This is a genomic window from Nostoc sp., assembly GCF_036919495.1.
GTDB lineage: Bacteria > Cyanobacteriota > Cyanobacteriia > Cyanobacteriales > Nostocaceae > Nostoc.
In genome coordinates this window covers 1-23,794 of record NZ_JBALBZ010000114.1, presented here as the reverse complement: position 1 = coordinate 23,794, position 23,794 = coordinate 1, and the positions used below count along the sequence as shown (strand labels likewise).

At 41.5% G+C, this 23,794-nt stretch carries 25 protein-coding genes and 1 pseudogene; 9 read left to right on the top strand and 17 right to left on the bottom strand.

What is annotated here, in order from left to right; genetic code table 11:
* The first annotated feature begins 70 nt into the window (after positions 1-70).
* Positions 71-307, top strand: a complete 237-nt coding sequence (locus V7K25_RS16080) for a 2Fe-2S iron-sulfur cluster-binding protein (RefSeq protein WP_334705923.1) — start codon at positions 71-73, stop codon at positions 305-307.
* Positions 308-364: 57 nt separating this feature from the next.
* Positions 365-583, top strand: a complete 219-nt coding sequence (locus V7K25_RS16075; RefSeq protein WP_335159552.1) for a type II toxin-antitoxin system HicB family antitoxin — start codon at positions 365-367, stop codon at positions 581-583.
* Between the two features lie 43 nt (positions 584-626).
* On the opposite strand, the gene V7K25_RS16070 is transcribed toward V7K25_RS16075, so the two are convergent.
* The 4 genes from V7K25_RS16070 to V7K25_RS16055 all read right to left on the bottom strand — a co-directional run bounded on the left by V7K25_RS16070 (position 627) and on the right by V7K25_RS16055 (position 6,805).
* Positions 627-1,070, bottom strand: coding sequence for an SRPBCC family protein (locus tag V7K25_RS16070; RefSeq protein ID WP_334877973.1), 444 nt, complete (start codon positions 1,068-1,070; stop codon positions 627-629).
* Positions 1,071-1,136: 66 nt separating this feature from the next.
* Positions 1,137-2,576: a 9,9'-di-cis-zeta-carotene desaturase gene (zds, locus tag V7K25_RS16065; protein ID WP_335159551.1), complete on the bottom strand. Its 1,440-nt coding sequence runs from the start codon at positions 2,574-2,576 to the stop codon at positions 1,137-1,139.
* A gap of 274 nt (positions 2,577-2,850) precedes the next feature.
* Complete coding sequence (locus V7K25_RS16060) at positions 2,851-3,027, bottom strand: CopG family transcriptional regulator (protein WP_229552760.1); 177 nt, start codon at positions 3,025-3,027, stop codon at positions 2,851-2,853.
* A 2,140-nt stretch (positions 3,028-5,167) separates the two neighbouring features.
* Positions 5,168-6,805 carry a DUF6930 domain-containing protein gene (locus tag V7K25_RS16055; protein WP_335159550.1) on the bottom strand — a complete coding sequence of 546 codons (1,638 nt, stop codon included), beginning with the start codon at positions 6,803-6,805 and terminating at the stop codon, positions 5,168-5,170.
* Between the two features lie 329 nt (positions 6,806-7,134).
* Between V7K25_RS16055 and V7K25_RS16050 the strand changes: the two genes are divergently transcribed.
* The 3 genes from V7K25_RS16050 (at position 7,135) to V7K25_RS16040 (ending at position 8,361) form a co-directional block, all read left to right on the top strand.
* On the top strand, positions 7,135-7,491 hold the full coding sequence (locus tag V7K25_RS16050; RefSeq protein WP_179069217.1) for an iron-sulfur cluster assembly accessory protein: 357 nt from the start codon (positions 7,135-7,137) through the stop codon (positions 7,489-7,491).
* A 79-nt stretch (positions 7,492-7,570) separates the two neighbouring features.
* A complete protein-coding gene (locus V7K25_RS16045; protein WP_229468417.1) occupies positions 7,571-7,993 on the top strand; it encodes a tetratricopeptide repeat protein in 423 nt (140 codons plus the stop codon).
* A 122-nt stretch (positions 7,994-8,115) separates the two neighbouring features.
* Complete coding sequence (locus V7K25_RS16040; protein ID WP_109009489.1) at positions 8,116-8,361, top strand: hypothetical protein; 246 nt, start codon at positions 8,116-8,118, stop codon at positions 8,359-8,361.
* A gap of 108 nt (positions 8,362-8,469) precedes the next feature.
* Here V7K25_RS16040 and thyD read toward each other — a convergent pair whose 3' ends face one another.
* On the bottom strand, positions 8,470-9,390 hold the full coding sequence (gene thyD, locus V7K25_RS16035; protein ID WP_335159549.1) for a thylakoid membrane protein ThyD: 921 nt from the start codon (positions 9,388-9,390) through the stop codon (positions 8,470-8,472).
* A gap of 177 nt (positions 9,391-9,567) precedes the next feature.
* Here thyD and V7K25_RS16030 point away from each other — a divergent pair, with 177 nt between their 5' ends.
* On the top strand, positions 9,568-9,915 hold the full coding sequence (locus tag V7K25_RS16030; protein WP_335159548.1) for a hypothetical protein: 348 nt from the start codon (positions 9,568-9,570) through the stop codon (positions 9,913-9,915).
* A 72-nt stretch (positions 9,916-9,987) separates the two neighbouring features.
* On the opposite strand, the gene V7K25_RS16025 is transcribed toward V7K25_RS16030, so the two are convergent.
* From V7K25_RS16025 to V7K25_RS16015, 3 genes are all read right to left on the bottom strand, one after another.
* Positions 9,988-10,428, bottom strand: a complete 441-nt coding sequence (locus tag V7K25_RS16025; RefSeq protein ID WP_438822884.1) for an FHA domain-containing protein — start codon at positions 10,426-10,428, stop codon at positions 9,988-9,990.
* Positions 10,429-10,673: 245 nt separating this feature from the next.
* A complete protein-coding gene (locus V7K25_RS16020) occupies positions 10,674-13,193 on the bottom strand; it encodes a heavy metal translocating P-type ATPase (protein ID WP_335159547.1) in 2,520 nt (839 codons plus the stop codon).
* A gap of 505 nt (positions 13,194-13,698) precedes the next feature.
* Positions 13,699-13,974 (bottom strand): TM2 domain-containing protein, encoded by a 276-nt coding sequence (locus V7K25_RS16015; protein ID WP_335159545.1) that lies wholly within the window; start codon positions 13,972-13,974, stop codon positions 13,699-13,701.
* A gap of 271 nt (positions 13,975-14,245) precedes the next feature.
* Here V7K25_RS16015 and V7K25_RS16010 point away from each other — a divergent pair, with 271 nt between their 5' ends.
* The gene (locus tag V7K25_RS16010) at positions 14,246-14,371 is read left to right on the top strand and encodes a hypothetical protein (RefSeq protein ID WP_335159543.1); all 126 of its coding nucleotides are present in this window, start codon (positions 14,246-14,248) and stop codon (positions 14,369-14,371) included.
* A 70-nt stretch (positions 14,372-14,441) separates the two neighbouring features.
* On the opposite strand, the gene V7K25_RS16005 is transcribed toward V7K25_RS16010, so the two are convergent.
* A complete protein-coding gene (locus V7K25_RS16005; protein ID WP_335159541.1) occupies positions 14,442-16,016 on the bottom strand; it encodes a CPBP family intramembrane glutamic endopeptidase in 1,575 nt (524 codons plus the stop codon).
* Between the two features lie 200 nt (positions 16,017-16,216).
* Between V7K25_RS16005 and V7K25_RS16000 the strand changes: the two genes are divergently transcribed.
* A complete protein-coding gene (locus tag V7K25_RS16000) occupies positions 16,217-16,894 on the top strand; it encodes a Uma2 family endonuclease (RefSeq protein WP_335159574.1) in 678 nt (225 codons plus the stop codon).
* A 103-nt stretch (positions 16,895-16,997) separates the two neighbouring features.
* Here V7K25_RS16000 and V7K25_RS15995 read toward each other — a convergent pair.
* Together V7K25_RS15995 and V7K25_RS15990 are read right to left on the bottom strand one after the other, a co-directional pair.
* Positions 16,998-17,297, bottom strand: a pseudogene (locus tag V7K25_RS15995) (type II toxin-antitoxin system RelE/ParE family toxin).
* Positions 17,294-17,515 (bottom strand): addiction module protein, encoded by a 222-nt coding sequence (locus V7K25_RS15990; RefSeq protein WP_335159539.1) that lies wholly within the window; start codon positions 17,513-17,515, stop codon positions 17,294-17,296. Before V7K25_RS15990 ends, V7K25_RS15995 begins: the two are co-directional and overlap by 4 nt.
* A 286-nt stretch (positions 17,516-17,801) precedes the next feature.
* Here V7K25_RS15990 and V7K25_RS15985 point away from each other — a divergent pair, with 286 nt between their 5' ends.
* A complete protein-coding gene (locus tag V7K25_RS15985; RefSeq protein ID WP_335159537.1) occupies positions 17,802-18,245 on the top strand; it encodes a ParB N-terminal domain-containing protein in 444 nt (147 codons plus the stop codon).
* Positions 18,246-18,309: 64 nt separating this feature from the next.
* Here the strand turns inward: V7K25_RS15985 and V7K25_RS15980 are convergent, their stop codons facing one another.
* From V7K25_RS15980 to V7K25_RS15955, 6 genes are all read right to left on the bottom strand, one after another.
* Positions 18,310-18,942, bottom strand: a complete 633-nt coding sequence (locus V7K25_RS15980) for a Uma2 family endonuclease (protein ID WP_335159535.1) — start codon at positions 18,940-18,942, stop codon at positions 18,310-18,312.
* 43 nt (positions 18,943-18,985) lie between these two features.
* Entirely contained in the window at positions 18,986-19,594 is a 609-nt protein-coding gene (locus V7K25_RS15975) for a hypothetical protein (protein WP_335159533.1), read from the bottom strand.
* 103 nt (positions 19,595-19,697) lie between these two features.
* Positions 19,698-20,960, bottom strand: coding sequence for a cysteine desulfurase (locus V7K25_RS15970; protein WP_335159531.1), 1,263 nt, complete (start codon positions 20,958-20,960; stop codon positions 19,698-19,700).
* Positions 20,961-20,974: 14 nt separating this feature from the next.
* Positions 20,975-22,345 carry a Fe-S cluster assembly protein SufD gene (gene sufD / locus V7K25_RS15965; RefSeq protein ID WP_335159529.1) on the bottom strand — a complete coding sequence of 457 codons (1,371 nt, stop codon included), beginning with the start codon at positions 22,343-22,345 and terminating at the stop codon, positions 20,975-20,977.
* Positions 22,345-23,136 (bottom strand): Fe-S cluster assembly ATPase SufC, encoded by a 792-nt coding sequence (gene sufC, locus V7K25_RS15960; RefSeq protein ID WP_335159527.1) that lies wholly within the window; start codon positions 23,134-23,136, stop codon positions 22,345-22,347. Before sufC ends, sufD begins: the two co-directional genes overlap by 1 nt.
* Before the next feature lie 106 nt (positions 23,137-23,242).
* Positions 23,243-23,794, bottom strand: a 552-nt coding sequence (locus V7K25_RS15955) for a SufD family Fe-S cluster assembly protein (RefSeq protein WP_335159525.1), incomplete at its 5' end; no start/stop codon positions are given.

Here is a 23,794-nt window from a genome sequence, read left to right as displayed (position 1 = left end):
AAGCAGTGAAAACTACTTTGAGTGTGTCTGAATTACGAATTACGAACTACGAATTACGAATTATTATCTAATGATTGTTCGTATCCGCTTTTTACCAGATGATGTCACAGTAGATGCCGAAGTGGGAGAAGCCCTATTAGATGTAGCAGACCGGGCTGGGGTATTTATTCCCACCGGTTGTCTCATGGGGTCTTGTCACGCTTGCACCGTCGAATTAGAAGATGGAGAAATCATCCGTGCTTGTATCACCGCAGTACCACCACGCGAGGAATTGACGATTAATTTGTTTAGCGACCCAACTTGGTAGTTTTTTAACCCTCTAAGTTCAGAAAATCAGATGAAGAAATAGAGGAGAAAAGACAAGATGAGTAAGCTTAAATACCAAATGCTTATTCAGTGGTCTGATGAAGATGATTGTTTCTTAGTAGGATTCCCTGATTTTGCCGGACAACGCTGGCGGACTCACGGGGATACTTACGAGTTGGCGGTGGCAAATGGAATTGAAGCCTTAGAGTCTCTAATTATTGCTTGCGAAGCTGTAGGTTATCCACTTCCAGAACCAACAGGAAGTAGAGTACGTTAACGTTTTACAGGTTGTTTCCTACTGCCTGTTTTTGCTATCTATATCAATTAGCTTTAACATTCAGCGCATATTCTTTAAACCTTTCCAAATCAGCTTGTATTGTCGATTCAACTACCCGCCCCAAAAACAAGTTATCCATAATTTTGCCAATAATGCCAGGGATAGCGTAGGAAATGGTCATTTTAACAATGCTACTATTGTTGCGATCGTAAAAGCGAATTGCTCCCTGATTCGGCAAACCATCAATCGATTCCCATTGGATAATTTGGTTGGGAATAACTTTGAGAATTCGAGATTTCCAAGTAAATTCTAGACTGCCCGTCTTTAATTTCCAAAGAGATATATCTGGATTATCTGGCGGAATTTTCACCGAATCAATCCACTTCATCCATCGGGGCATTTGCTCTAAATCAGACCAGAGGCTCCATACTAAATCTATGGGGGCGTCTACTTCTACCTGCACAGTATGCTCTAACCAATCTGACATTCTCTCTTCTTCCTTCTCTTTGAGATGCTTTGCGTAGCTTGCTTCTTTAAAGGAGTACGCGGTTAGTTATCTCTTCAAACTCTCCAAAATCACTTTTGCCGCCCGCCGTCCAGAAATAGTAGCACCTTCCATGCTGTCGATGTAATCTTGCTGAGTATAACTCCCTGCAAGGAAGAAATTATCTACTGGTGTTTTTTGGTTGGGACGGTACGCATCCATTCCTGGCGCTTCTCGGTAGAGAGACTGAGCAAGTTTTACTACACTGTACCAAGTCATATTTAGCTCCCGCGATGAGGGAAACAGTTCATGCACTTGCTTGAGGACATGCTGTGCGATCGCTTCATTACTTTGTGCAATAAACGAATCTCCCGGCGTCAGTACTAACTGTAACAATGAACCTTGTCCTGGGCGATAATAATCAGCAGGGCTAGTCAACGCCAAATCGGCAAAACAAGAAAAGTCAGCATCGGCTGTGTAAAGTAAGTTATCAATTCCAGCCGCGTGATTTAGCTGTTTACGTTGCTCTCCATCGTTCAGTTCAGTTACCCAACCATCGAAGCGTAACTGTACTGTAGCCACTGGCACTGCATCTAGTTTGTAAATATTGTCAAATTCTGACCACTTACGCCACTCGTGGGGTAGGATGCGTTGAATTCCTGGAACATCACAGGCAAAGACGTAAGCATCAGCAGTGATAGTTTCTAATGTATCACCTTGGGCAACTACTATACCAGTGACGCGGGTTTGTTCCTCTAACTCAGTAAATTGAATTTCCCGAACTTGCCGACGGGTGTAAACTTTCGTGCCTCTAACTTCTAAATATTCCAGAATGGGCTTGTGCAAATACTCAGATGGAGAACCTTCCAGCATCCGCAAAACAGAAGCTTCAGTTCTGACTGCAAATAACTGGAATATCGTTAACATACAACGGGCAGACATATTTTCGCAGTCAATAAATCCCAATGCGTAGGCAATGGGATTCCACATCCGTTTGATGCTGCCATTGCTCCCACCGTGACTGCGGAACCAGTCGGCAAAGCTAACTTTATCTAATTTGCGGATGGTTTTCATCGCCCCATTAAAGTCTACCAACCCGCGAACTATGGGACTAGTACCCAAAGCGATCGCATTTTGCAGTTTATCTTGTAACGATAGTTGAGAGGTCGTGAAAAATGCTTTTAAGCCATTGAAAGGCGCACCTGTCAGGAACCGAAAATCCAAAGCACCGGTGCGGCCTCCTTTATTGATAAAAGTGTGGGTATGTTCTTTGAGGCGTAAGTTTTCTAACACCCCCACTTTCTTCATCAAGTCAAATAGTTGGTAGTAGCAGCCGAAAAATACATGCAAACCCATTTCTAGATGGTTGCCATCGCCATCAACCCAACTACCAACTTTACCACCTACAAACGGACGAGACTCAAAAATCTCTACTTCACAACCAGCATCAGTTAAATCTACTGCGGTTGCTAGCCCAGCCAGTCCCGCACCTACGATTGCAACACGCATTCCGTCGTTCCTTTTCAGTTTCTTTACAGATTGTAACTGGGTTGGTGTCGGAATTTGCTACTTAATGTCAACTCCACCAGCATATTAAAGCATCGCAATTTCGATACTAAAATCTTTTTGATTGCTCGTTTTAATCCCGGCAATTGACCAGACGCGAGAAAAACGCGTCTGTATCAGCTAGACAAACTCTTGTCTATAGCGGCGGACTCAAAAAAATATCATAGCTATTTTTTGGTAACAAAGCAGTTATCTGGTTAGCCGTAAAAGTAACTTCTTACTTGTTTACATCTTTGTCGTCATCGGAGGCAGGCAAACTTCTAATCAGTTCGCGAATCACATCGGTTGCGGGTCTACCTGTTTGTTGACAATATTTTTCTAGCTTTTCCGCTTCCTGTGTTGCGAGATTGACAGTTATACGTTTAACAGCCCATTTTTTGTTTGTCATTATCATGCTATCTGCTGGATATTTAGATCGTCGAAAGATTCTAAATTAAAGAGGGAACCGATAAGGTTATCAGAATTTGTCTCACGAAACAAGTAATATCATTAATATTAAAAATGTTCGTTTTGTCAAAGTATTCATCATTTCCTAAAAAAATTAAAAAACTACACTTTATTTGTTACTCTTGTGACAGGATAAAGACCACATAGTTGCTTTTGAAGATAATAACGCTACTAACATCATGAGTAAAGCCTGACAATGAAATTTTATAAATGAATTTGAGACACCTACTGTTGACTCAATCAAGATTTCCAAGGTTATTCTCCATTGGAAGTATTTGACCTTATCTCTTAACCAAGTTCGCCAAACCCACTTGGAGAGAACATCTCAGATAACACCATAAAATAAAGCTTCAGAATCATTATCATGCCGAAATGCTTTCTAATAGGCGGGTTACAATCGTCTATAGAGGTTGTGAATAATCACTTAAAAGTAGGCAAATAAGCGTTCATTCTAAAACAAACACCCATATAAACCCATTACTTTAACCACGAAGTTAAGAGCTACTTGAACGTTTATGAATTTTGGCTATCTGGATCAAGCTGATTGCTTCTTTGCGCCAAAGTAGTAACTACCAAAAAGGGTATAATACTCAGTTTTCTGGGTGTAAATAGCTGAGTTATTTGGTAAATTTTAACAGCATTATCTGTAATTTTACACAGATAATGCTCGCCAAACAGATATGGTGTTAGTTGACTGTTGCCGATGACAATATTTTATTTTTGCTTCATGCTTTTACACTAACTCGTCGTAAAAATAGGATGCAATCTGAGATGTTTTTTATCTTCTCTCTAGCGAAATAGTTTTTCTTAGACTCAGTGCTTTTTTCCCATTCATAGTATGTATCTATTGAAAGATTAGACAAACTATTTTTTTCAAATTTTTGTAGCCTAAATTAGGCAGTAAATTTTTCACAGTTAAAAAATAAATTACTGCTAATATACCTGGAATTTGCAAACATTTATTATTTAGTAAGTATATCCATAAAAACAATTGTATGTTCCGTTCTTTTTCAATTATGTATTCATTATAGCTATGGTTTATACACTTTAAATAATCTTCATTTATAGACTAGATAAACTCATTCTCATGCTTTATAAAAAAATTACAAAGAAAAAGATATGTTCTGAAATTTTGCTTAATTATATTGACATATAACAAGATGGAAAACTCAGAAAATGGCTAAAAAAATATTTTGACATCTAGGTACATCACGTAGATTTTATTAAACAGAACTTTGCGGAGAATTTTTTAGCGCTTTGTACTAATTTATACTAGTAATTATTCATAGAAAATGACTGGAAAAATTTTAAAATACAGCTACTTCATGAAATTGAGGTAAAGTTAGCTTCTAACTATTGGTCACCTACTGCTGTTGATATATAGCAGAATTCAGAGAGAACTCTGGGCTAAAGAAAAATCCAGAGCAGAGATTTTCTCTGTTCTGGATTTTTCCATCTTTGGCTTTCTTAGAATCGGAATTTTGAAGAGTTAAAAGGCAATACGCTTGGGTTGTGGCAAGATCCCCGTAGGGGTACGAAGTGAAACCCAATAAATGCCCGAAAATGTTCGGTTACCCTGGGTGAAGCCCCTTTGGGTCTTCGTTTCTCAACCCAACCTACGCAAATTTATTTTCTGGCTTAACCCAAGCGTATTGAGTTAAAAAGAGGAAAGGGGACAGGGGGAACCCCATACATAAATTTATGGCTGCTGTATGTAACAAAGACGCATTATTTCTCGTGAAAAGATCGCCGACAAAGGTTGAGTTATATACAAATGCAAAAATCCTAAGTACTTTTTACTTTACTCAGGACTCAGTTTGTAAAAAGAAGAATGGTCAACGTTAAAAAAGAAAGCTTTCCCTTTTTCTTCTGGCGAATGCAATTTTAGTCAATATGTAAATCAAATACCCATCAACTTACAGCACTTTGCAAGGAAGTGAGGTACAAAATGCAAGATTCATGCATCATAAATAAAGAGTTTGTACCTCCTGCCTCAAAATCCGTAGCTTTATACTTCATACAAAGGAAAACTGCTGTAATTTCTCATAACTACAATTTGAGATTGAGAATTGGGGGAATTCGTGCAACTATTCAAATTTAAGTTGGGGCATCAATTGAAGAGTGCCAATACCTAAATCTTTAGGTGAAAGCGATCGCGCTTCAAACAAAGCCATCATATCTCGTAACTGAGGATTGCCCCGGGAAGCTCCAGTTAGCCCTTTGGCAATGATTAAGCCACAGTAGCCTTTAGTATTTTTACAGCGTTGATTCCATTTTTTTCGGGCTTCTACATGAATAGGGTCTTCATCTAAGAATTCACCAAATAGGAATAATTCGCCATTTTGAGTTTGTAATAAACCCAGGTCGTAGCGATCGCCATCGAAGGGATCGGCACCTGGATTAAAGCAAATAGCTCTCAGTCCGCCTGTTGCTTCAATTCTTTCAATTACAGTCTTAGCCTTGGGTCGGGAAGTTTGAATTAAAATCACCGGCAAACCGTCACCCACTTGTTTGATTTCACCAGCCGGATGGTAGCTGACTCCCTTTCGCAAGTACTCCAACATTTCCCAGGACAACACACCTAAGCTGAGGAAGGAATCTTCTGGTATTAAGTCATCTTGCAATGATTGGAAATTTGGGGAGTCAAGGTTTTCGCTCTCCTCGTCATCGACATCAAAGCCTGCCATTTCCTCTAATTCTGCTGCTAACTGCGGCATGGTAGAGACTGTAACAGGCAGAGATTTAGTTGATTCCGACTGCGGCAGAGAAATGCGATAGCGACGACTGAGGGTAGGGAAAATGTCTTCATGAAGGTGGCGACGGTGATCGCGAATAAAGCGGATCAAGCTTTCGATCGCAACGAAGATTACCAGTGCTTCTTCGTCATACAAAACAGAACGCAGTCCTTCTAAGGGGTGGATATTACCGAAAGTGGGATCAATTTCTGATAATGGCAGATCCGCCAAATCACTTTCTTCATCCTCATCTTCATCGGTTTCGTCAGCACTCTCAAAGGTGAGAAATAGGCAATCTTGCTTGAGGAACGCTTCTTCTAGATGCTCCGTTGATTCTTCACCCGTTAAAACTGCGGCGCGAAACTGTTTTAAAGACTCTTCTGAGCGATAAAACAAAATCCCATACTCCATTCCCAGCATTCCCATGACTGAGGCGTAGAGTGTGCCAACATCCCACTTATTAATCTCGATTGACAAAATTTGCTGTTCTTCCAAAAATTCCCAAGGTGCTGCTTGCCAAATTGCAAATGCTTTCTCTCGCAAGATTTGTGCATACTGTGGGGGTAAGTCGGGGGTTTGACTATCGAGAATGTCAGCGAACCCGCGAAACAGTTCGTCAATTAAAGGCAGTTCTGGTGCATAGTCAATGGCAATATCCAAATCTTGCAGCACCCCCCGCAGGTAAAATTGGATCTCGCGGTCTTTGACTACAATTCTTTGAGGTCTGGCAGGTCTTGCCGGACTGTGGGGATGCTCCATTGCTTGCATTAAAGTCCGCACTATTGCTTCTGGTCCGATATCTGAAGCTACCACGTCCATTCCTCGAACCACACCTTGGGAGTAATCTACCCAAAGAATGCATTCTCCCTTTTCCTCTGAGTCTGAATGCTGGTTTGGTGATGACAACGGACGGCGATCGCCCTCCCATACAGAAGGAATTTGAGTTAATTTCTTCAACCGACGACTGGTAGAGCGATTAAAACTTGTCATAGAGTAAGTTAATCAAAAGAAGCAATTTGGAAGTAGACTTTGGGGGATAGCTAGCCTCGGATTAGGTTTTTATGGCTGCACCTGAAAGATAGTTGCTTCTGGTGACTGCTGCCAGACTTGAATTCCAAAAATACCGAATCTCTAAACACACTGAGTCTCTCAATTCTAGAATAAAAATGTTTGGCTGCTTTTAACGGAGTGTTTACAATTTGGCATCTAACGACATCTAAGCCGCTAGAATGAATACAAAAACACCAATAGCAAACCCAAAGGCATTAACCAGCCGATATCGGGTAAAGCTTAAACTAATTAAGGAGTTAAAAAAGCAGATGACACAAGCAATTCAGGCTCAACAACGCGGAATTCTGTTGAGCGAAGCCGCATTGCACCAGGTAAAATCCCTCCGGGACAAGCAAGGCACAGACTTCTGCTTACGGGTAGGAGTCCGCCAGGGTGGCTGTTCAGGGATGTCTTACATGATGGACTTTGAAGACACTAGCAAGATCACCCCACAGGATGAAGTTTTTGACTATGATGGCTTCAAAATTGTCAGCGATCGCAAGAGTCTGTTATATCTCTACGGTTTAATGCTCGATTACAGCGATGCCATGATTGGCGGTGGTTTTCAATTCACTAACCCCAATGCCAACCAAACTTGCGGTTGCGGCAAGTCATTTGGGGTGTAATATTGTCATTTGTCATTTGTCCTCTGTCATTGGACGAAAGACAAATGACTAATAATCAATGACCAATGACTAATGACCAATGACTAATACAGTTGAATCCCTATTTGATACAGGTTTAGAACGCTATAAAGCAGGAGAGGCGGTAGATTCTTTAATCCCTGTATTTAAAGAAGTGTGCGATCGCGCTCCTAAAACTAGTGCTGCTTGGATTTGTTTAGCCTGGTTATATCTACTCGATAACAAACCTAATTTGGCTTACAAAGCTGCACAGAAAGCAGTCAAGTTAAATCCACAAGACCCACAGGCTAGAGTCAATCTGGCCTTAGCAATGCTGGAAACAGGTCAAAAAGGTTTACGAGAACATATTGACATAGCACAGCAGCTAATTTTTGTCAATGAAGAATGGCGTGATGAAATAAAAACCAGTATTGAAGACGGTTTCAGTAGAAAACCAGATTGGCAGAGTTTGACAAAAGTCAAAAATTGGCTGTTTGAAGAATGAGAAGTTAAGAGTTAGGAGTGAGGAGTGAGGAGTTAAATTCCAGTAGGCAATCCTCACTTCTAACTTACTTAATTAGCAATGCTACAGTCCTAAAATCTTGGGCAATTTAGATCAAACGATAGATGAAAGATAAATTGTTAAATTGGCTAAACACGATTTTAGTCGCCGATGTTTTTTTGGTTTTGTTTGGCTTTATCTGGTTAGCGATCGCTGCGATCGGTGATTCTGTAGGAGTAAACTTGGGTTTGGATTTGTGGCATAAACTGTGGCAACCCGTATTTAACCCAGCGATCGGCATCCTTATGGGTGGTGCCATTCTCAGTGGTATTATCAGTTGGGTTTCCAAAAAATTTCTATCAAGTCAATAGATTGGGCATAGGGCATAGGGCATGGGGCATAGGGCATTGGTTTGGTTTAACCGCATCTTCCCCTGATCCGTCATTTCTCCTATTCCCCACTCCCCACTCCCTTTTGATCTATGTAAGAATTTGCGTTAAAGCTGATTGCAAATTAGGATATTTGTATTCAAAGCCTGTTTCGAGAGTGCGTTTGGGAAGGACTTGCTGACCTTCTAAAACTACCATAGCCCCGTCTCCTAAAAGAGCTTCGATCGCAAAACCAGGAACAGGCAGCCAAGAAGGGCGATTCATCACTTCTCCCAAGGTTTGGCTTAAATCTACCATTCTGGCTGGGTTAGGAGCAGTGCCATTATATACACCTTCTATTTCGGGTTTAGTTAAAGCTTCCAGAATCAGGCTAACTAAATCGTCTACGTGAATCCATGAGAACCACTGCCTACCACTGCCAATGGGCCCACCAGCAAAGAGTTTGAAAGGCGTAATCATTTTATCCAAGGCACCACCATTACCCAGAACAATCCCAAAACGCAGAATTACTAGCCGCACACCAGCATCTTTTACCTTGCTGGCTTCTGCTTCCCAGACTTGACAGACTTGGGCGAGAAAATCGTTACCAGATTGGCTTGTTTCATCAAAGGTTGCCGTTTCGCTGGTGCCGTAGTAGCCAATAGCCGAAGCATTTATTAACACAGTTGGTTTGGAATTAGCGTTGATTATTGCTTCAACTATTTTTTGTGTGCCTAGCTTCCGGCTATTGAGGATTTCTTGTTTGCGTTCTGGTGTCCAGCGTCCTTCACCAATGGGTTCTCCTGCTAAATTAACTACGCCATCACAACTAGCAATGACATTTTGCCAAGAACCGGATGTATTTGGTGTATAGGCAACAATTTCTACATTTGGGAAAGCCTCAGATGGAAAAACCTTTTGAGCAAAGGTGGTGTTCCGAGTTAATACTACTATTTGATGACCTTTTGCGTGGAGTCGTTGTACCAAAAGACTACCAACAAATCCTGTTGCTCCAGTAATTACTACTTTCATGTTCTACCTCAGCCAAACCTCTATTGTAAAGTTTTTGATCAAACTTTCAGCTTACGGCACTTTCGTTGTGGGTAATGCCCGATCTCAAAACTCAAAAACTTTGATTTTTTAATCACTGTTCGTTTACATGCTTCGGTATTATAGGATGGACAGAGTGTTGCAAGGCGTGGGGCTATTATGGCTCGCTATACCTGTTCATTTACTGTTTCTGTTGCTAGTGACCATCTGTTGCCGTTACTTGTAGAACTTCTACAGGACTGTCAGTTGGATATTCAATACTACACTGGCGATTATATTATCGCTCGTGAGGTTCCGGGCCATGTTCCTTTTCCTAAATTGATCACAGTAGAAGTATTGATTGATAAATCAAAATCTACTGAAACAGAAACCCGGATGAGTATTGTGATTAAAAATGAAGAACTACCACTCCAACTAGATAATTACTGCCGACAAATGTTTGAAGTCATCAAACAGTCAATTGAAAGTAGCCGCCATTGGCATTTGATTGAAAGTCTTGCAGGATAGCTTTGGTGATTGAATTGACACTCCCACGTCTTGAAGTCGTGGGATTATCTAGCTGTTATTGGTAGTTATAATTCACTCTTCTACATCCTCTAAATCCTCGGCCATACCGGGGTTTATTAGTGTAATATCGTACTCACTCGAATCCGTTTGTCCTAAACGCTGAGTGTTTCTTAAAAGGTAATAAATAGCACGTACTTGAGGGCCAAAAACGATCTCGTCTTCATTTCTGAGATCGTGAGCTGGTATCTTACGTCCATTAATCATCAAACCGTTGGAACTAGGCTTGCCTTTGGCATCGCCATCTACAATCCGGTAATAGTAGCTATGACTATTATGATCTCGTGGCAATCTCACTAATGTGGCATGGCGGCGGGAGACAAACTGCGACATCAAACGGATATTACACTCACGATCTCTACCGATAGAGTAGACGGGGTGCTCCAGAGAAAATTCTTTGCGACCTTGATCGTCTTCAATAATCAATAGATGGTTTTCATTGGTTTCTGCTGCCATTGACAAATTGGTGGAACTGTGATTAATCAATATTTGTTTAGTATCGTATCTTGCTATTTTCGGGCACCATAAGTCTGTGGTGCTGATCTAAATAAGCTTTAAAGTTGCATAATACCTTGAAAGAGTAGAACATATTCGTTCTACTCCACTAGCTATGATAGCTTTGGTAAGTATCCTAAGAGGCTTTATGGGCTGCGTGCGTAAAAGCTGACGGGGCGACTCAGTTTAACAAGAGAAGGGAAATTTTACGGGTGATGAGCTAATCGCCGTAATAATATTGAGTTTGTGACGACGCTAACAGAGCTAAAAGCCATTAATGCAGCAGCACCAGAGGGGTTAAGGACAAAACCCAGACTAGGGAACAAAACGCCTGCTGCTAAGGGTATCCCAACTGTATTATATGCAAAAGCCCAGAATAAATTTTGGCGGATTTTGTTGAAAGTAGCGCGACTAAGCTGAATAGATTCAACGACATCGTTTAAGCGATCGCGCATTAGGACAATTTCAGCAGTTTCCATTGCTACATCTGTCCCGGAGTGTAAAGCAATTCCTACATCTGCCTGGGATAAAGCTGGAGCATCGTTGATTCCATCTCCGACCATTGCGACTACTGAGTGGGGAGTGGGGAGTGGAGAGTGCGGAGTGGGAAAAATCTTTCCTAGTCCCCAGCGATGCACTGAGCCGATCGTTGTGTCCCTAGTCCCCAGTCCCTCCTTCTGGAGAGACTGTATTGCTGCTGCTTTTTTAGCTGGGGGGACACCTGCTATGACATCAGCACTATCTAATCCTAATTGTTTAGCTATGGCGTTAGCTGCTTCTTGGCGATCGCCACTGAGTAACATTACCCGTAAGCCCATCTGACGTAACTTGTTTACGGTGGATTGGGCATCTGGTCTGAGGGTATCAGAAACAGCAATTAGCCCGGCTAAAGTTCCCCCAACTGCTACGCAAACGACTGTTTTACCATCTGTTGCCAAATCCTGTGCTACCTGTTGTGCAGTTTCGTTAATGGCAATGCCGTGCCAACTCAACCAGTCCCAGTTACCCAATAGTACAATTTTGCCCTCTACCACAGCAGACACTCCTAGTCCTGGTTCCGTGTGAAACTCTACAGCCTCTGGAATAGATAACTTTTGCTGCTGTGCTTCTTGCTGAATCGCTTTTGCTAGGGGGTGGTGAGTACCGCTTTCTACGGCTGCTGCTAGTTGGATTAGGGATGAGGAGGATGAGGAGGAGTTTACTTCCCTTGTTCTCTCATCTCCCCCTACTCCCTCATCTCCTCCAATTAATAAACAATCTGTGACAATGGGATTACCTGTGGTCAAAGTGCCGGTTTTATCAAAGACTACGGTGTTTAACTGGTGTACTTTTTCTAAAACGTCGCCACCTTTGATTAATAGACCCCGTTCTGCGCCCATAGCAGTCCCGACAATAATGGCTGTTGGTGTGGCAAGTCCCAAAGCACAGGGACAGGCAACTACCATAACTGCGATCGCTAGTTTTAAACTAATTAATAAAGGGGAGTGGGGAGTTTCATGTGTAGCATGGCCCATCATTTCCATGCCACCAGACATGTTGACATCAGCCCAGATGTGAGTGCCGAAAAAGTACCAAAAGACAAATGTTAATACAGATGCTGTCAGCACTCCGTATGTAAAGTAACCAGCTACTGTATCTGCTAATTTCTGTACTGGGGCTTTCCGAGTTTGGGCGGCTTCTACTAGGGCGACAATTCGAGCTAAAGTTGTATCACTTCCAGTCCGGGTTGTCTGAATAGCGATCGCTCCTGATTGGTTTAGCGTCCCTCCTGTCACCATATCGCCTGGTTGCTTAATTACTGGCACGGCTTCCCCAGTCAACATGGATTCATCCACCGTTGTTTTACCAACTACCACTTCACCATCGACAGGGATTTTATCACCTGGCAGTACTTGTACCCATTCACCAACACGTACCTGTTCAGCAGGAATCTCTACGCTAGAAGATCCCATTCCTCCTTTTTCTGGGTTGGCAATCAATCGCGCTACCTGTGGCTGGAGTGCTAATAATTTCCTAAATGCAGCAGCAGCACGACCTCTAGCTTGTTGCTCTAATGTCCTGCCCAAAAGAATAAAGCCCAGCATCATTACTGGTTCGTCAAAGAAGCACTCCCAACCCATTTTGGGGAAAAGCAGGGCTACTAAACTAGCAACGTAGGCTGTCAGCGTTCCCAATCCCACCAGAGTGTTCATGTTAGGCGCATTTCGCCGCCAGCCCAGCCACCCATCTACTAAAATCGGGCGGCCGGGAATTAATAGCGCTACTGTCGCCAATCCACAGTGAAACCAGATGTTATTTAGCACTGGTAGCACTGAGCTACCAAGATTACCAAAATGTCCACTTCCCGACAATAATAGTAAGATTGCAGCGATCGCTAACTGCCTTACAGAAGAGCGCATTTCTCGGCGTTGTCGTTCTGCTGGATCTGGTAAGGGAGATATTTCGCCTGCGACTATGCCATTAGGTTTTCGGGGTTGAGTCGGGAATCCAACGGCTGTTAATCTCTGTGCTAGTGCATCTGCATCTACCGCACCAGTTTCTGACTCTACAACTGCTACCTCTGTGGCCAGGTTCACACAGGCACTCTTGACTCCTGGATGTTGGGTTAGCTGTCGCTCTACTGCATTCACACACCCCGCACACTTCATACCCCCAACATCGAGAATAATTTTCTCTAGGATTGGGTCAAATTCTGGGGCTAGCTTAGTTTTTGGGACAAGTTGCATGGCAAGTATTTAGATTCGCTACAGAAATTCAACGCCTGACTAAAAGCGTCTCTAATTTGAGCGTAGGCTAAATATGGAACTACGACTGTATGTCAACCCTATTAAATTTCTTAATTTATCGTATCTTTCTGAGGGTCAATGACGGCTCCAGCGTAAATAAGTCACATAGATAATAGCTACTACTTGCATTGGCATGATCGCAATCAGGCTTTTTAAGAAATAGTTGATTTCCAAATGAGACATAACGCTGAAATACCCTATGCCTAACAAGAAGAATATTGCCCAGTTAAGCTGTTTAGGTTTGAAAATGAGCATATCAATAAATCAGGAGTCAGAAAACAGAATACAGAATTCTCTACCCATAAAGGGATAGAAGTTTAAGGCGAAGAAGAGAAGAGGCTACGCTATCACCCACTCATACAAAATTCATACTGAATTCTGACTTCTGAATTCTTCTTATAAAAAGAAATATAATCTGCCTCTAAGCATGAACTGCCTTCTTGCACTAGAACCAGCCCTGCTTCTTCACAAAGTAGGTATTTACAAATTCTTCAGGGGGCTTATTCAAATAAATCATGCCTTCAATTAAACCTACAAGTAGCATAATTAACAAGGCAATTCCGTAGGTAAAAGAACCTCCCACTACAGAAATCATCAACATGATAAAGCCTTCTGGAGCGTATCCGAGAATAAATTTATGAACCCCAAATCCTCCAAGGATAATGGCACAGTAACCAGCTAGAAGTTGTTTGGTAGGGTGAGTGGGGTTGAAATTTGACATATTAAGTGCTACTCCTTGATAAGTGAGGTATAAAAATAAAGTCTTTATTGTAATCAAAGCAAATACATTTACTTGCTTAATAAATATATTTTTAATTTTTTCAGTACAAATAAGCCCCAAGACAAATAACCAAAATTAGCGTACTTCTATTCCAGAGGGGACGCTAAAGTGTCTTCCGGCATAGCCGGAAAATCTGGCGATCCTTAGTAACTTTTGGTAGATTTGACGATCGCAAACCCTAGTGCGGCAATTTCGCTTTTTCTTGAGAAGAATGAACCTCAATAATCAGCGAAAACTGCTACATCACTTTTTACAAGTTCATCAGTATTATTTCCGGATTTTTTTGCTATCGCCTCCAGGGGGCGTGAAACGCGATCGCACCAATCACGAGATATAACTAGTAATTGTTCTTACCTATGCAGATAAAATCAGATATTTCTATTTTTGGCAACAGTAAGTTTTTAGTGCTAATTGCTACCTAAAACAAATAAGCTTAATAATGTACCACTATTCCAGAGACTGTGGAGGAGCATAGGAGCAAGGAGGTTGCGCGATCGCGTGTAAACGACCCCTAAGACAATCCCCAATGCCGTGAGGGGAAGAATTTCTGACAAGCTGAGGTGAGCGATCGCAAACAACAAACCACTTGTAAGAATCGCTCCCCACACAGGTAAGTAGCGAGTTAGAGAGGGTAACAAAAAGCCGCGAAACAGAATTTCTTCAAAAAATGGAGCTGCGATCGCTGCTGTGGAGAAAAATATGCCAAGTGCTACACCATCTTGGCTTTCCAGCGCTAATTGCAACAAAGGGTTACTACCACCCTGTCCTTGCCATAGCTGTTGATTGATCAAAGACACTACCACAACTATAGGTAAAGCCGTGCAATAGCCTCCCAATCCCCACAAGAACCAGTTATCTTGAAAACGGAAGCGAAACCAAAATTCTGGTAATGGAAAAAAGCGCTTGAGAGAAAAATACAGAACTAATAACGCACCCGATGCTACCAGTAAGTAACTAACTAAAACATAAAAAGCCTGAAGTCGCACATCACCCACAGGACGAGGGATAGGGAGCAGCGATAGCAATAAAGGGACAAAAATTTGCCCCATGAAGAAAAAGCCGACGATAAAAACCTGCAAAATCGTTTCCCCATCCCAAGGTGTTGACCAAGGGATATCAGCATTTTGAGCGAGTAACGAGGTTTTTCCTTTCAACAAGCGTTGAGCAACTAAGAAAATCAGCAGTATTAGACCAGTTAAAGCTGCCAAAGTGGGGATAGTGCCAATAACTGCTAATTTGATCACCGCTTGAGCAGCAGATTCCTGTTGTGCAGCTTTAACTGCTGATAAAGCGTCTTGTCGTTGCTGGAGTTGGTATAACTGAACCAAAGCAGTAGAGCGAAACCAACCTTCTAAATTCTTTTGAATCCGTTCTTGAGAATTTTGGAGCAGACGGGGAGGATTGCTCCACAGTCCACTTAATACAGATGCGGTTTCTCCAAATTCTGGATTGATATCTGAACGTTGTTGTAATTCGCTCCAAGTTTTGAGAGCTGTATCCGTCTGTCCTTGTTGTGCTTGTAAAATTCCCAGGCGCAAGTCTAATTCAGCTAGTAATTTTTGTAATTGCTTGACGGACTGCTGTAACTGTTGCTGTCCCTGTTTAGAAGTTTTAGTAGTGGGAGGAACATCCGGTAGAGGTTTCGGAGGTATGGGAGTTATTTCAGGTTGAGAGCGTAATTGTGCAAGTTTGTTGTTAACTTTGTCTAAATTAGCTGCAACTGATTGACGTGCCTCTTGATACTGCTTTGTGGCGCTCTCCAGGGGTTGCTCACCAAGTATTGCTTCCTGAACCGCCTGGAGATTGCGATTGCTGCTATCTTCTGATTGCCAAGCTTGGGCTTGGAGAGCAATATTAGTTTGGTATAGTTCTAGGCGACTTTGGAACTGAGGTTCTTGCCAACTACTGAATAAAGCCGAAACTGCTAACAGAACTGCTATGGGCGTCAGTATAAAAATTAAAACTAATCGCTTGAGTGTCATCTATCCCTCTTTTACTAACCAGTGGAAAGCGCGTCCCCCTTGGGAATTATCGCAAGAAAAAGTCACATCGCTTCGCTCCGAATTCAAAATTCAAAATTAATAATCTCATAAATAAATTTCGGGGCTTGTCAGAGGTGGATAGATATCATCAATATTATAAGTTTGCGATGTCTACGACTGGCTACGCCTACGCACCCACCATGTTAAATTACAACCCATTGCACTGCTTACCCTCCGCCGAGGATCTGCCAGATTCTGACGATGAACCTGTGGATAATCAACTACAACATTTGATTCCTGGCTTGCTAGAAGCCATCTTAGCTTGGCTGTGGACAAGCCGGATGGATTGGTTTTTTGGCGTTGATATGGGGATATATTACGATCCCGAATTACCGCCGATTGTGCCTGATGGGTTTTTAAGTTTAGGAGTCGAGCGAGTTTTTGATGAGAACTTGCGTTTAAGTTATGTGTTGTGGGAAGAAAAGGTGATGCCGATTATGGCATTAGAAGTTGTTTCTCACAGACGGCGTGGGGAATACACCAGCAAAAAGAAACTTTATGCGGATATGGAGATTTTGTATTATGTTGTCTACAATCCCCAACGCCGAAGAAAACCACCTTTAGAAGTTTATCGCTTTGTAAATGGTGAATATGTATTACAGCCAGGAAATCTAGTTTGGTTATCAGAGATAGGTTTAGCAATTGGTTATGAACGGGGAACTTATCAGGGAATTACGCGGGATTGGTTGTATTGGTATGACAAACAAGGAGTCAGATATTTAACACCAGAAGAACGAGCGATCGCTGCTGAACAACGCGCCGATAGGTTGGCACAAGAATTGCGAAGGTTAGGGATAGATCCAGATTATTTGAGTTGATTTTGTGGGGTGCGATCGCTTTGATTACAGTGTTATTAATGGCTTCTTTGAGAACAGGAATTATAGATGGTTCAGGTAATTATAGGCGAGATTATAAAAGCGTTCAAATATTCCTATTTTGCCATTGTTTAGGATTACGTTTGACGTGGTAACAAGCAATTACAGTGATAACATTTTCTTCTACAATATAAATAACACCATAGGGAAACCTACGTATTAATAATCGCCGCGCTTGTCGATACACCACTGGATAAGCTTAAGGGTTGCGTCCAATTAATGCTAAACAGCTATCAACTGCACGTACAAACTCCGAACCTACTCCAGAATCACGTTGTTCATACCATTCAAAAGCATCTTCAATATCCAGTTCTGCTTCTGGACTAATTATTAACTGATAGCTCATTCAGTTAAACCTAGTCTTTGCTTCACTGATTGCCAGGTTGAACCTCGGTTTGGATTTTGGCTATGCATCTCCAAGCGTCTATCTAATTCTTGTTTTTGCTCATCGTTGAGAGGAACTTCATCGGGTGTAGTAAGAATGCTGTCCCATAAGTCCTCGGCAAGCTGTATACGTTCAGATACACTTAGTTCAGAAATATCGACTTTTAATATGGGATGCATGGTTGTTGTTAATATAGTTGCTCAATATAATCTTATTTTAGATTGTAAATTACTTATTTTATTCACAATAAAGTAAAGCATCAAGTTTACCTGATTCGGTAAATGTTCTAGCAGTTAGTAAACAGTGCAGTAATTCCACTTGCATGGCGTTAAGGAATGAGGGTGCGATCGCCTTTTAGACTCAAACAAGCAATATATTTTGATTCTTTGCTCTTTTTGATACATTAATACCACTGTTAGATTAGAGTAGTACATCAGACACAGTGTGACTTCGTAATTAGACTAAATGGCAAACATTCAGATTAAAGAACGCAGGATTGTTGAACTTCATCCACATCCAAAAAATGAAGGTATTTACGGCGACGAAGATATTGAGCAACTAGCTCAGGATATTGAAAGGTCTAAATGGGTCAAACCGCTTATTGTTACACCAGAAGGTACAATTATCAGTGGACATCGGCGTTGGAAAGCGGTGTCATATCTAGGTTGGGTAACAGTTCCCATTGAAGAAAAAGAGTTTACTGATGAAATCGCTGAATTAGAAGCTCGTGTTGAAAAAGTTAAAAAGGAATTGTCTAGACCTAGTTTTCAGGCTCTTAAGATGAATAAAAAATGTAATTGGATAGTGCTTGAATATTTAGCTCAAGAATGGGAAGCTATTATAAAATATGGTACAGAATTAGATGCTATTAATAGATTATCTGAGAATCTGAATATACTTAAAAAGTAAATTTAACCGTAAATATTTTTTATAAAAAACTAGCTAGGAATTAGATTCATGAATGAGGTATAATTTACCCTAACTTCTCCCTGACCCAAGCACGAAATGATTTAAGCAAAGCAATTTCACCGATACTTTTACTCTGCTCAATAAATCTACTTATCTCACTCACTGATACTATAGGGAAGGCAATACTAAACTTACACTCGACATATTGCCCTTCTATCAACTGATAAAATTTTAAATCTAGCCCATCATATCTCCAAAGCTCAGTTACACCCAACGTTGAATAAATCTCTAATTTGTTAAGTGAACTACTAGTAATGTCAATCTCAATTGCTAAGTCAGGTGACTGATCATTTTCTAAATCTAAAGTTTGCTTACCCCTAATAGCTAGTTCATTCTGGATATAGTAGCAAGTATCTGGTTCTATTCCCCGCTTTGATATTTTCCGCTTCAATGTTGTTGAACCAGCACTTCTAATTTCAATTCCTAATTCTTCAGCTAAGACTAGAATAAAACGGTCAAATTGGATTTTTGGGTTTTCGTGTTCAAAAAGTGGAGTCATGATTTCTAAAACACCACAGTCATAAGCAAACCGAGAACCTCTATCTTCACCTGTATCTCTCAGCAAGGCTTCAAAGGTTTCCCAGCTAATGTTATGTAGCACTGTTCTTTGTTCAGCAGGCGTTGACTTAACAAGCATATTACAATACTTCGTAATTCGTAATTCGTAATTCGTAAATTAGTTACAATACTTCTTCTGTCAGGATGTTAGATAAAATTCCGATAATTTTACCTATGTCATTAATATAATACTCGCTCAAGTCAATTTCAATCACTTGCCCAATAAGTTTCAAAAACTTCCAGTTAGTTCCAGTCGTGACAGTTCCATAAATTGCCTGAATGTTATTACCCTCACGTTCATTAAACAATTTAGCTGCTAACATCTCTGCTACACACTGACCTAATCCTGCATTGATATTTTCTTTTTTAGCTTCTACAATTGTGACAACTGGTGCATTCAGAATTAGTAACTCTGGTGAACGACTAATAATAAAATCGCAATTTCCATTTAAACCTTGTGCTGAATCAACTGTAAAGTCAATACCAGAAAATAAACTTATTTGATTACTTAAATATTTCCTTACAGCAATTAAAATAGGCGCAATAATCATCTCTGAACGGGATTTTTCTGTATTACTAGCAAGAGCTAAAGGTACATTTTCCCGCAATACTTCTGCAAGTAATGGTGGACACTCTACTTCATGTACAGATGCAAATATATCAATTTTATCAGAAATAGTTAGGCCAAAAGTTTTTCTAACTCTGTCTAAAGTAAAATCACTATATGACACTTTAGTTGCTCCTGTAAATAATCCAGATAATTAAATTGTGCCAACTATTAGCAAGATATGTTGCTGATATTTGGCACAATTAGTATCTAAATATTTTGTAACTTTAAGCAAGGAAACCTGCAAAAAAGTCGAGAGTTTCTTTCAGTGCTTTGATGAAAATATCAATTTCCTCGCGGGTGTTGTAGAAAGATAGACTTGCTCGTGCGGTTGCAGCAAGACCTAAGTAACGGTGTAATGGTTGCGTGCAGTGGTGTCCAGAACGGATAGCAACGCCTTCTTGATCTAATAATGTAGATAAGTCGTTAGCGTGGACTTCTCCGGCTGTGAATGACGCAAGAGCGGCTCTACCTTCACCTTTTGTATTTGGTTTGGGGCCGTAAATTCTAATTTGGGGAATTTGCTCTAATTGTTGGAACAAATAAGCCGTTAATTCTGCTTCGTAGGCGTGGATTTTATCCATGCCGATACTGCTAAGATAATCTATCGCAGCACCAAGTGCGATCGCTTCTCCAATTGCAGGTGTACCAGCTTCAAATTTATGCGGTAATTCTGCATAAGTAGAATGGTCTAAATACACCTCTGCAATCATCTCACCACCACCAAAAAATGGTGGCATTGATTCTAGCAATTCCAACTTGCCATAGAGAAATCCTATCCCAGTTGGGGCGCACATTTTATGACCGGAAGCTACCAACCAGTCACAATCGATTTTCTGTACATCCACAGGAAAGTGGGGGACACTTTGGCAAGCATCAACTAAGAATTTAGCACCGTAGCTGTGTGCGATCGCACCAATTTCTTCCACTGGATTAATGCAACCCAAAGCATTAGAAATATGCACCACCGACACTAACTTGGTTTTCTCGGAAATCAGCTTTTTAAACTGTTCCAAATCAAAAGTTTCTTCTGGTGTTAATTCTACAAATTTCAGTACTGCACCCGTTTTTTGTGCCACCAATTGCCAAGGTACAATATTACTGTGATGTTCCATCACCGACAGAATAATTTCATCTCCCGCCTGCAAATTATTCATTCCCCAGCTATAAGCGACTAGGTTAATCGCTTCGCTTGCGTTGCGGGTGTAGACGATTTCCTGACGCGATGCAGCATTGATGAATTTGGCAACTTTATCTCTAGCACCTTCATAAGCATCGGTAGCTTTAGCGCTCAGGCTATGGGCACCTCGATGCACGTTAGCATTATATTGCTCGTAATAATCCCGCAGGGTATTTAATACGAATAAAGGCTTTTGCGATGTCGCAGCATTATCGAGATAAACCAAGGGTTTTCCGTTGACTTCCTGATGCAATATCGGGAAGTCAGCGCGAACTTTATCAGCAAGGGTTTTGGTAGGAGTAAAAGTCATTGTTAGATTAGTTATTACTCATTAGTCAGGGACTTAAGATTATTGACTGTGTTTAAAAGGATTTCTCGCAGAGAGGGAATCGGTATTTGGTTAATAACTTCAGCAGCGAAGGCGTTAATTAACAACTTCCGAGCATCGTTTTCATCAATTCCCCGACTTTGCAGATAGAATATTTCGTCATCTTCTAATTGGCTAACGGTAGCACCGTGGGCGCATTTGACATTATCCGCAGTAATTTCCAATTGGGGTTTGGTATCAATTCTGGCTTTAGACGATAGCAGCAAATTGCGATTCAACTGGGATGCATTTGTCAGCTGCGCTAGTTTGGGTACAAAAACTTTACCATTGAACACCGCATGAGCGCGATCGCCTACAATACATTTATGCAATTGGTCACTTGTACCATGAGGATAATTGAGTGCGATCGCACTGTGAGTATCAGACAACTGCTTACCTGAAATTATCGTCAAACCGTTGAGAGTAGTTTGTGTCTGCTCACCAGTTTGCAAAATTTCTAAATTGTGCCGTGACAACTTTGCACCTAAAGTTATGGCATGACAAGTATATCGACTATCACGAGCCTGTGCGATCGCAGTTTTCCCAATATGAAAAGCCTCTGCACCTTCTTGCTCAACCCTAGTGTGGCTCACGTCGGCATTGTCACCCACCCAAATTTCCGTAACCGCATTAGTTAAGCAAACTTCTTCCTTGGCGCTCTTGGCGTCTTGGCGGTTCGTATACTCCTCAACCAACGTCACCTGCGAACCACTTTCCGCCACCACCAAACAACGCGGCTGCGAAATCGTCGCAGTTTCCCCCACAGCCGAAATAAACACCAAATGAATTGGCGTTTCAACTACCACATTCTTCTTCACCCACACCACAGCTGCATCAGTTATCCCAGCCGTATTGAGAGCAGTAAAAACTTCCTGCGCTCCCTCAGCTTGAGCTAAATACTGCTGTACACCCTCCTGCTCAACCGCAGGTAAGCCAGCCAAATTACTCACCACAATTCCAGATGGTAAATCTGAAACTGCTGATAACTCCGGTGCATAAACGCCATTAACAAACACCAAACGACTGTTAGCCGCTTCTGGCAAAATATCAAATTCTAGAGACTCATAGTTTACCGTCTCTAGATTAAATTGCACCTTTCGCAGAGACGACAAATCAGTAAATCGCCATTCTTCCTCGCGGGTAGTCGGGATAATCGAGTGGCGTACCCAATTAGCGGCACTTTGGCGTAATTCCTGCAACCAACCTTCTATTTTAATCGCTGTTACTTGATTTAACAACCCAGTCAGATAATCATCTCTATCTAACATCGATGTCAAACTGACTGCATTTGAATTAGGTATTGGACTAGGGGATACTTGAATATTCATTACACACCCACCTCAGCAGCTGCAAATTCTTCTAGCACCCAGTCATAACCGCGAGACTCTAATTCCAGCGCCAGTTCTTTACCACCACTTGTAATAATCTGCCCTTGTGCCATCACATGCACAAAATCAGGCACAATATAATCGAGTAATCTTTGATAGTGAGTAATCAAAATTGTCGAATTTTCTGGACTTGCCAGTTGATTTACCCCATTTGCCACAATTCGGAGCGCGTCAATATCCAAACCGGAATCAGTTTCATCCAAAATTCCCAACTTTGGTTCTAGCAGCGCCATTTGCAGAATTTCATTCCGCTTCTTCTCGCCACCAGAAAACCCTTCATTCAAACTCCGACTGAGAAAACTGGGATTCATCTTCACCACATCCAGCTTTTCCTCAATCAAATCGTCAAAATCAAAAGCGTCTATTTCCTCTAAACCTTGCGCCTTCCGACGAGAATTGTACGCCACCCGCAAGAAATCCAAATTGCTCACACCCGGAATTTCTAACGGATACTGAAACGCCAAAAATACACCACTTCTTGCACGTTCCTCCGGCTCCAACTCCAACAAATTTTGCCCCTGGAAAATCACCTCACCGCCAGTTACCTCATACGCCGGATGCCCAGCCAATACCTTAGAAAAAGTACTCTTACCAGAACCATTCGGCCCCATAATCGCATGAATTTCACCCGATCGCACCTCAAGATTTACACCTTTCAAAATCGGTGTCCCATCAACATTAGCCGTCAGATTCCGTACTGACAGCACAACTTCACTATTTTCAGTAATCATCTTCTCTCCCTTCTCTCTTCGCGCCCTTTGCGCCCTTTGCGGTTCGTTACTCTTCCAAAAGATAAACACAGAACGCCGATGCCTCTGTGTTTATCCTTCCTTCCATTTATCCCACACTGCCTTCCAACTTCAAACTCAACAACTTATCAGCTTCCACCGCAAACTCCATCGGTAGCTGATTAAAAACATCCTTACAAAAGCCGCTAATCATCATTGAAATAGCATCTTCCGAAGAAATACCCCGTTGAGCAAAGTAAAATAACTGATCTTCCCCAATCTTAGAAGTAGAAGCTTCATGCTCCACCTTCGCACCGTTATTTTGCACCTGAATATAAGGGAAAGTATTAGCATGGGCATTATCCCCAATCAGCATTGAGTCACACTGAGAATAATTTCTCGCCCCTTTTGCCGTCGGGTTAACTTTCACCAAACCCCGGTAACTATTACTAGAATTACCTGCGGAGATTCCTTTAGAAATAATTGTACTGCGGGTATTCTTACCTACGTGAATCATCTTACTACCCGTATCAGCTTGCTGCTGATGATTTGTCAGCGCCACCGAATAAAACTCACCCACAGAGTTATCACCCACCAACACACAGCTAGGATATTTCCAAGTAATTGCCGAACCTGTTTCTACTTGAGTCCAGGAAATCTT

Coding starts and splice junctions, on each gene's coding strand:
- zds (WP_335159551.1), bottom strand. CDS start 2,576: ATGCGTGTTGCAATCGTAGGTGCGGGACTGGCTGGGCTAGCAACCGCA.
- V7K25_RS15990 (WP_335159539.1), bottom strand. CDS start 17,515: ATGCATCCCATATTAAAAGTCGATATTTCTGAACTAAGTGTATCTGAA.
- sufC (WP_335159527.1), bottom strand. CDS start 23,136: ATGATTACTGAAAATAGTGAAGTTGTGCTGTCAGTACGGAATCTGACG.
- V7K25_RS16040 (WP_109009489.1), top strand. CDS start 8,116: ATGAAAGATAAATTGTTAAATTGGCTAAACACGATTTTAGTCGCCGAT.
- V7K25_RS16010 (WP_335159543.1), top strand. CDS start 14,246: ATGAACCTCAATAATCAGCGAAAACTGCTACATCACTTTTTACAAGTT.
- V7K25_RS16050 (WP_179069217.1), top strand. CDS start 7,135: ATGACACAAGCAATTCAGGCTCAACAACGCGGAATTCTGTTGAGCGAA.
- V7K25_RS16030 (WP_335159548.1), top strand. CDS start 9,568: ATGGCTCGCTATACCTGTTCATTTACTGTTTCTGTTGCTAGTGACCAT.
- V7K25_RS16020 (WP_335159547.1), bottom strand. CDS start 13,193: ATGCAACTTGTCCCAAAAACTAAGCTAGCCCCAGAATTTGACCCAATC.
- V7K25_RS16060 (WP_229552760.1), bottom strand. CDS start 3,027: ATGATAATGACAAACAAAAAATGGGCTGTTAAACGTATAACTGTCAAT.
- V7K25_RS16015 (WP_335159545.1), bottom strand. CDS start 13,974: ATGTCAAATTTCAACCCCACTCACCCTACCAAACAACTTCTAGCTGGT.
- thyD (WP_335159549.1), bottom strand. CDS start 9,390: ATGAAAGTAGTAATTACTGGAGCAACAGGATTTGTTGGTAGTCTTTTG.
- V7K25_RS15980 (WP_335159535.1), bottom strand. CDS start 18,942: ATGCTTGTTAAGTCAACGCCTGCTGAACAAAGAACAGTGCTACATAAC.
- V7K25_RS16025 (WP_438822884.1), bottom strand. CDS start 10,428: ATGGCAGCAGAAACCAATGAAAACCATCTATTGATTATTGAAGACGAT.
- sufD (WP_335159529.1), bottom strand. CDS start 22,345: ATGAATATTCAAGTATCCCCTAGTCCAATACCTAATTCAAATGCAGTC.
- V7K25_RS16005 (WP_335159541.1), bottom strand. CDS start 16,016: ATGACACTCAAGCGATTAGTTTTAATTTTTATACTGACGCCCATAGCA.
- V7K25_RS16070 (WP_334877973.1), bottom strand. CDS start 1,070: ATGTCAGATTGGTTAGAGCATACTGTGCAGGTAGAAGTAGACGCCCCC.
- V7K25_RS16000 (WP_335159574.1), top strand. CDS start 16,217: ATGTTAAATTACAACCCATTGCACTGCTTACCCTCCGCCGAGGATCTG.
- V7K25_RS16045 (WP_229468417.1), top strand. CDS start 7,571: ATGACTAATACAGTTGAATCCCTATTTGATACAGGTTTAGAACGCTAT.
- V7K25_RS16055 (WP_335159550.1), bottom strand. CDS start 6,805: ATGACAAGTTTTAATCGCTCTACCAGTCGTCGGTTGAAGAAATTAACT.
- V7K25_RS16075 (WP_335159552.1), top strand. CDS start 365: ATGAGTAAGCTTAAATACCAAATGCTTATTCAGTGGTCTGATGAAGAT.
- V7K25_RS16080 (WP_334705923.1), top strand. CDS start 71: ATGATTGTTCGTATCCGCTTTTTACCAGATGATGTCACAGTAGATGCC.
- V7K25_RS15985 (WP_335159537.1), top strand. CDS start 17,802: ATGGCAAACATTCAGATTAAAGAACGCAGGATTGTTGAACTTCATCCA.
- V7K25_RS15970 (WP_335159531.1), bottom strand. CDS start 20,960: ATGACTTTTACTCCTACCAAAACCCTTGCTGATAAAGTTCGCGCTGAC.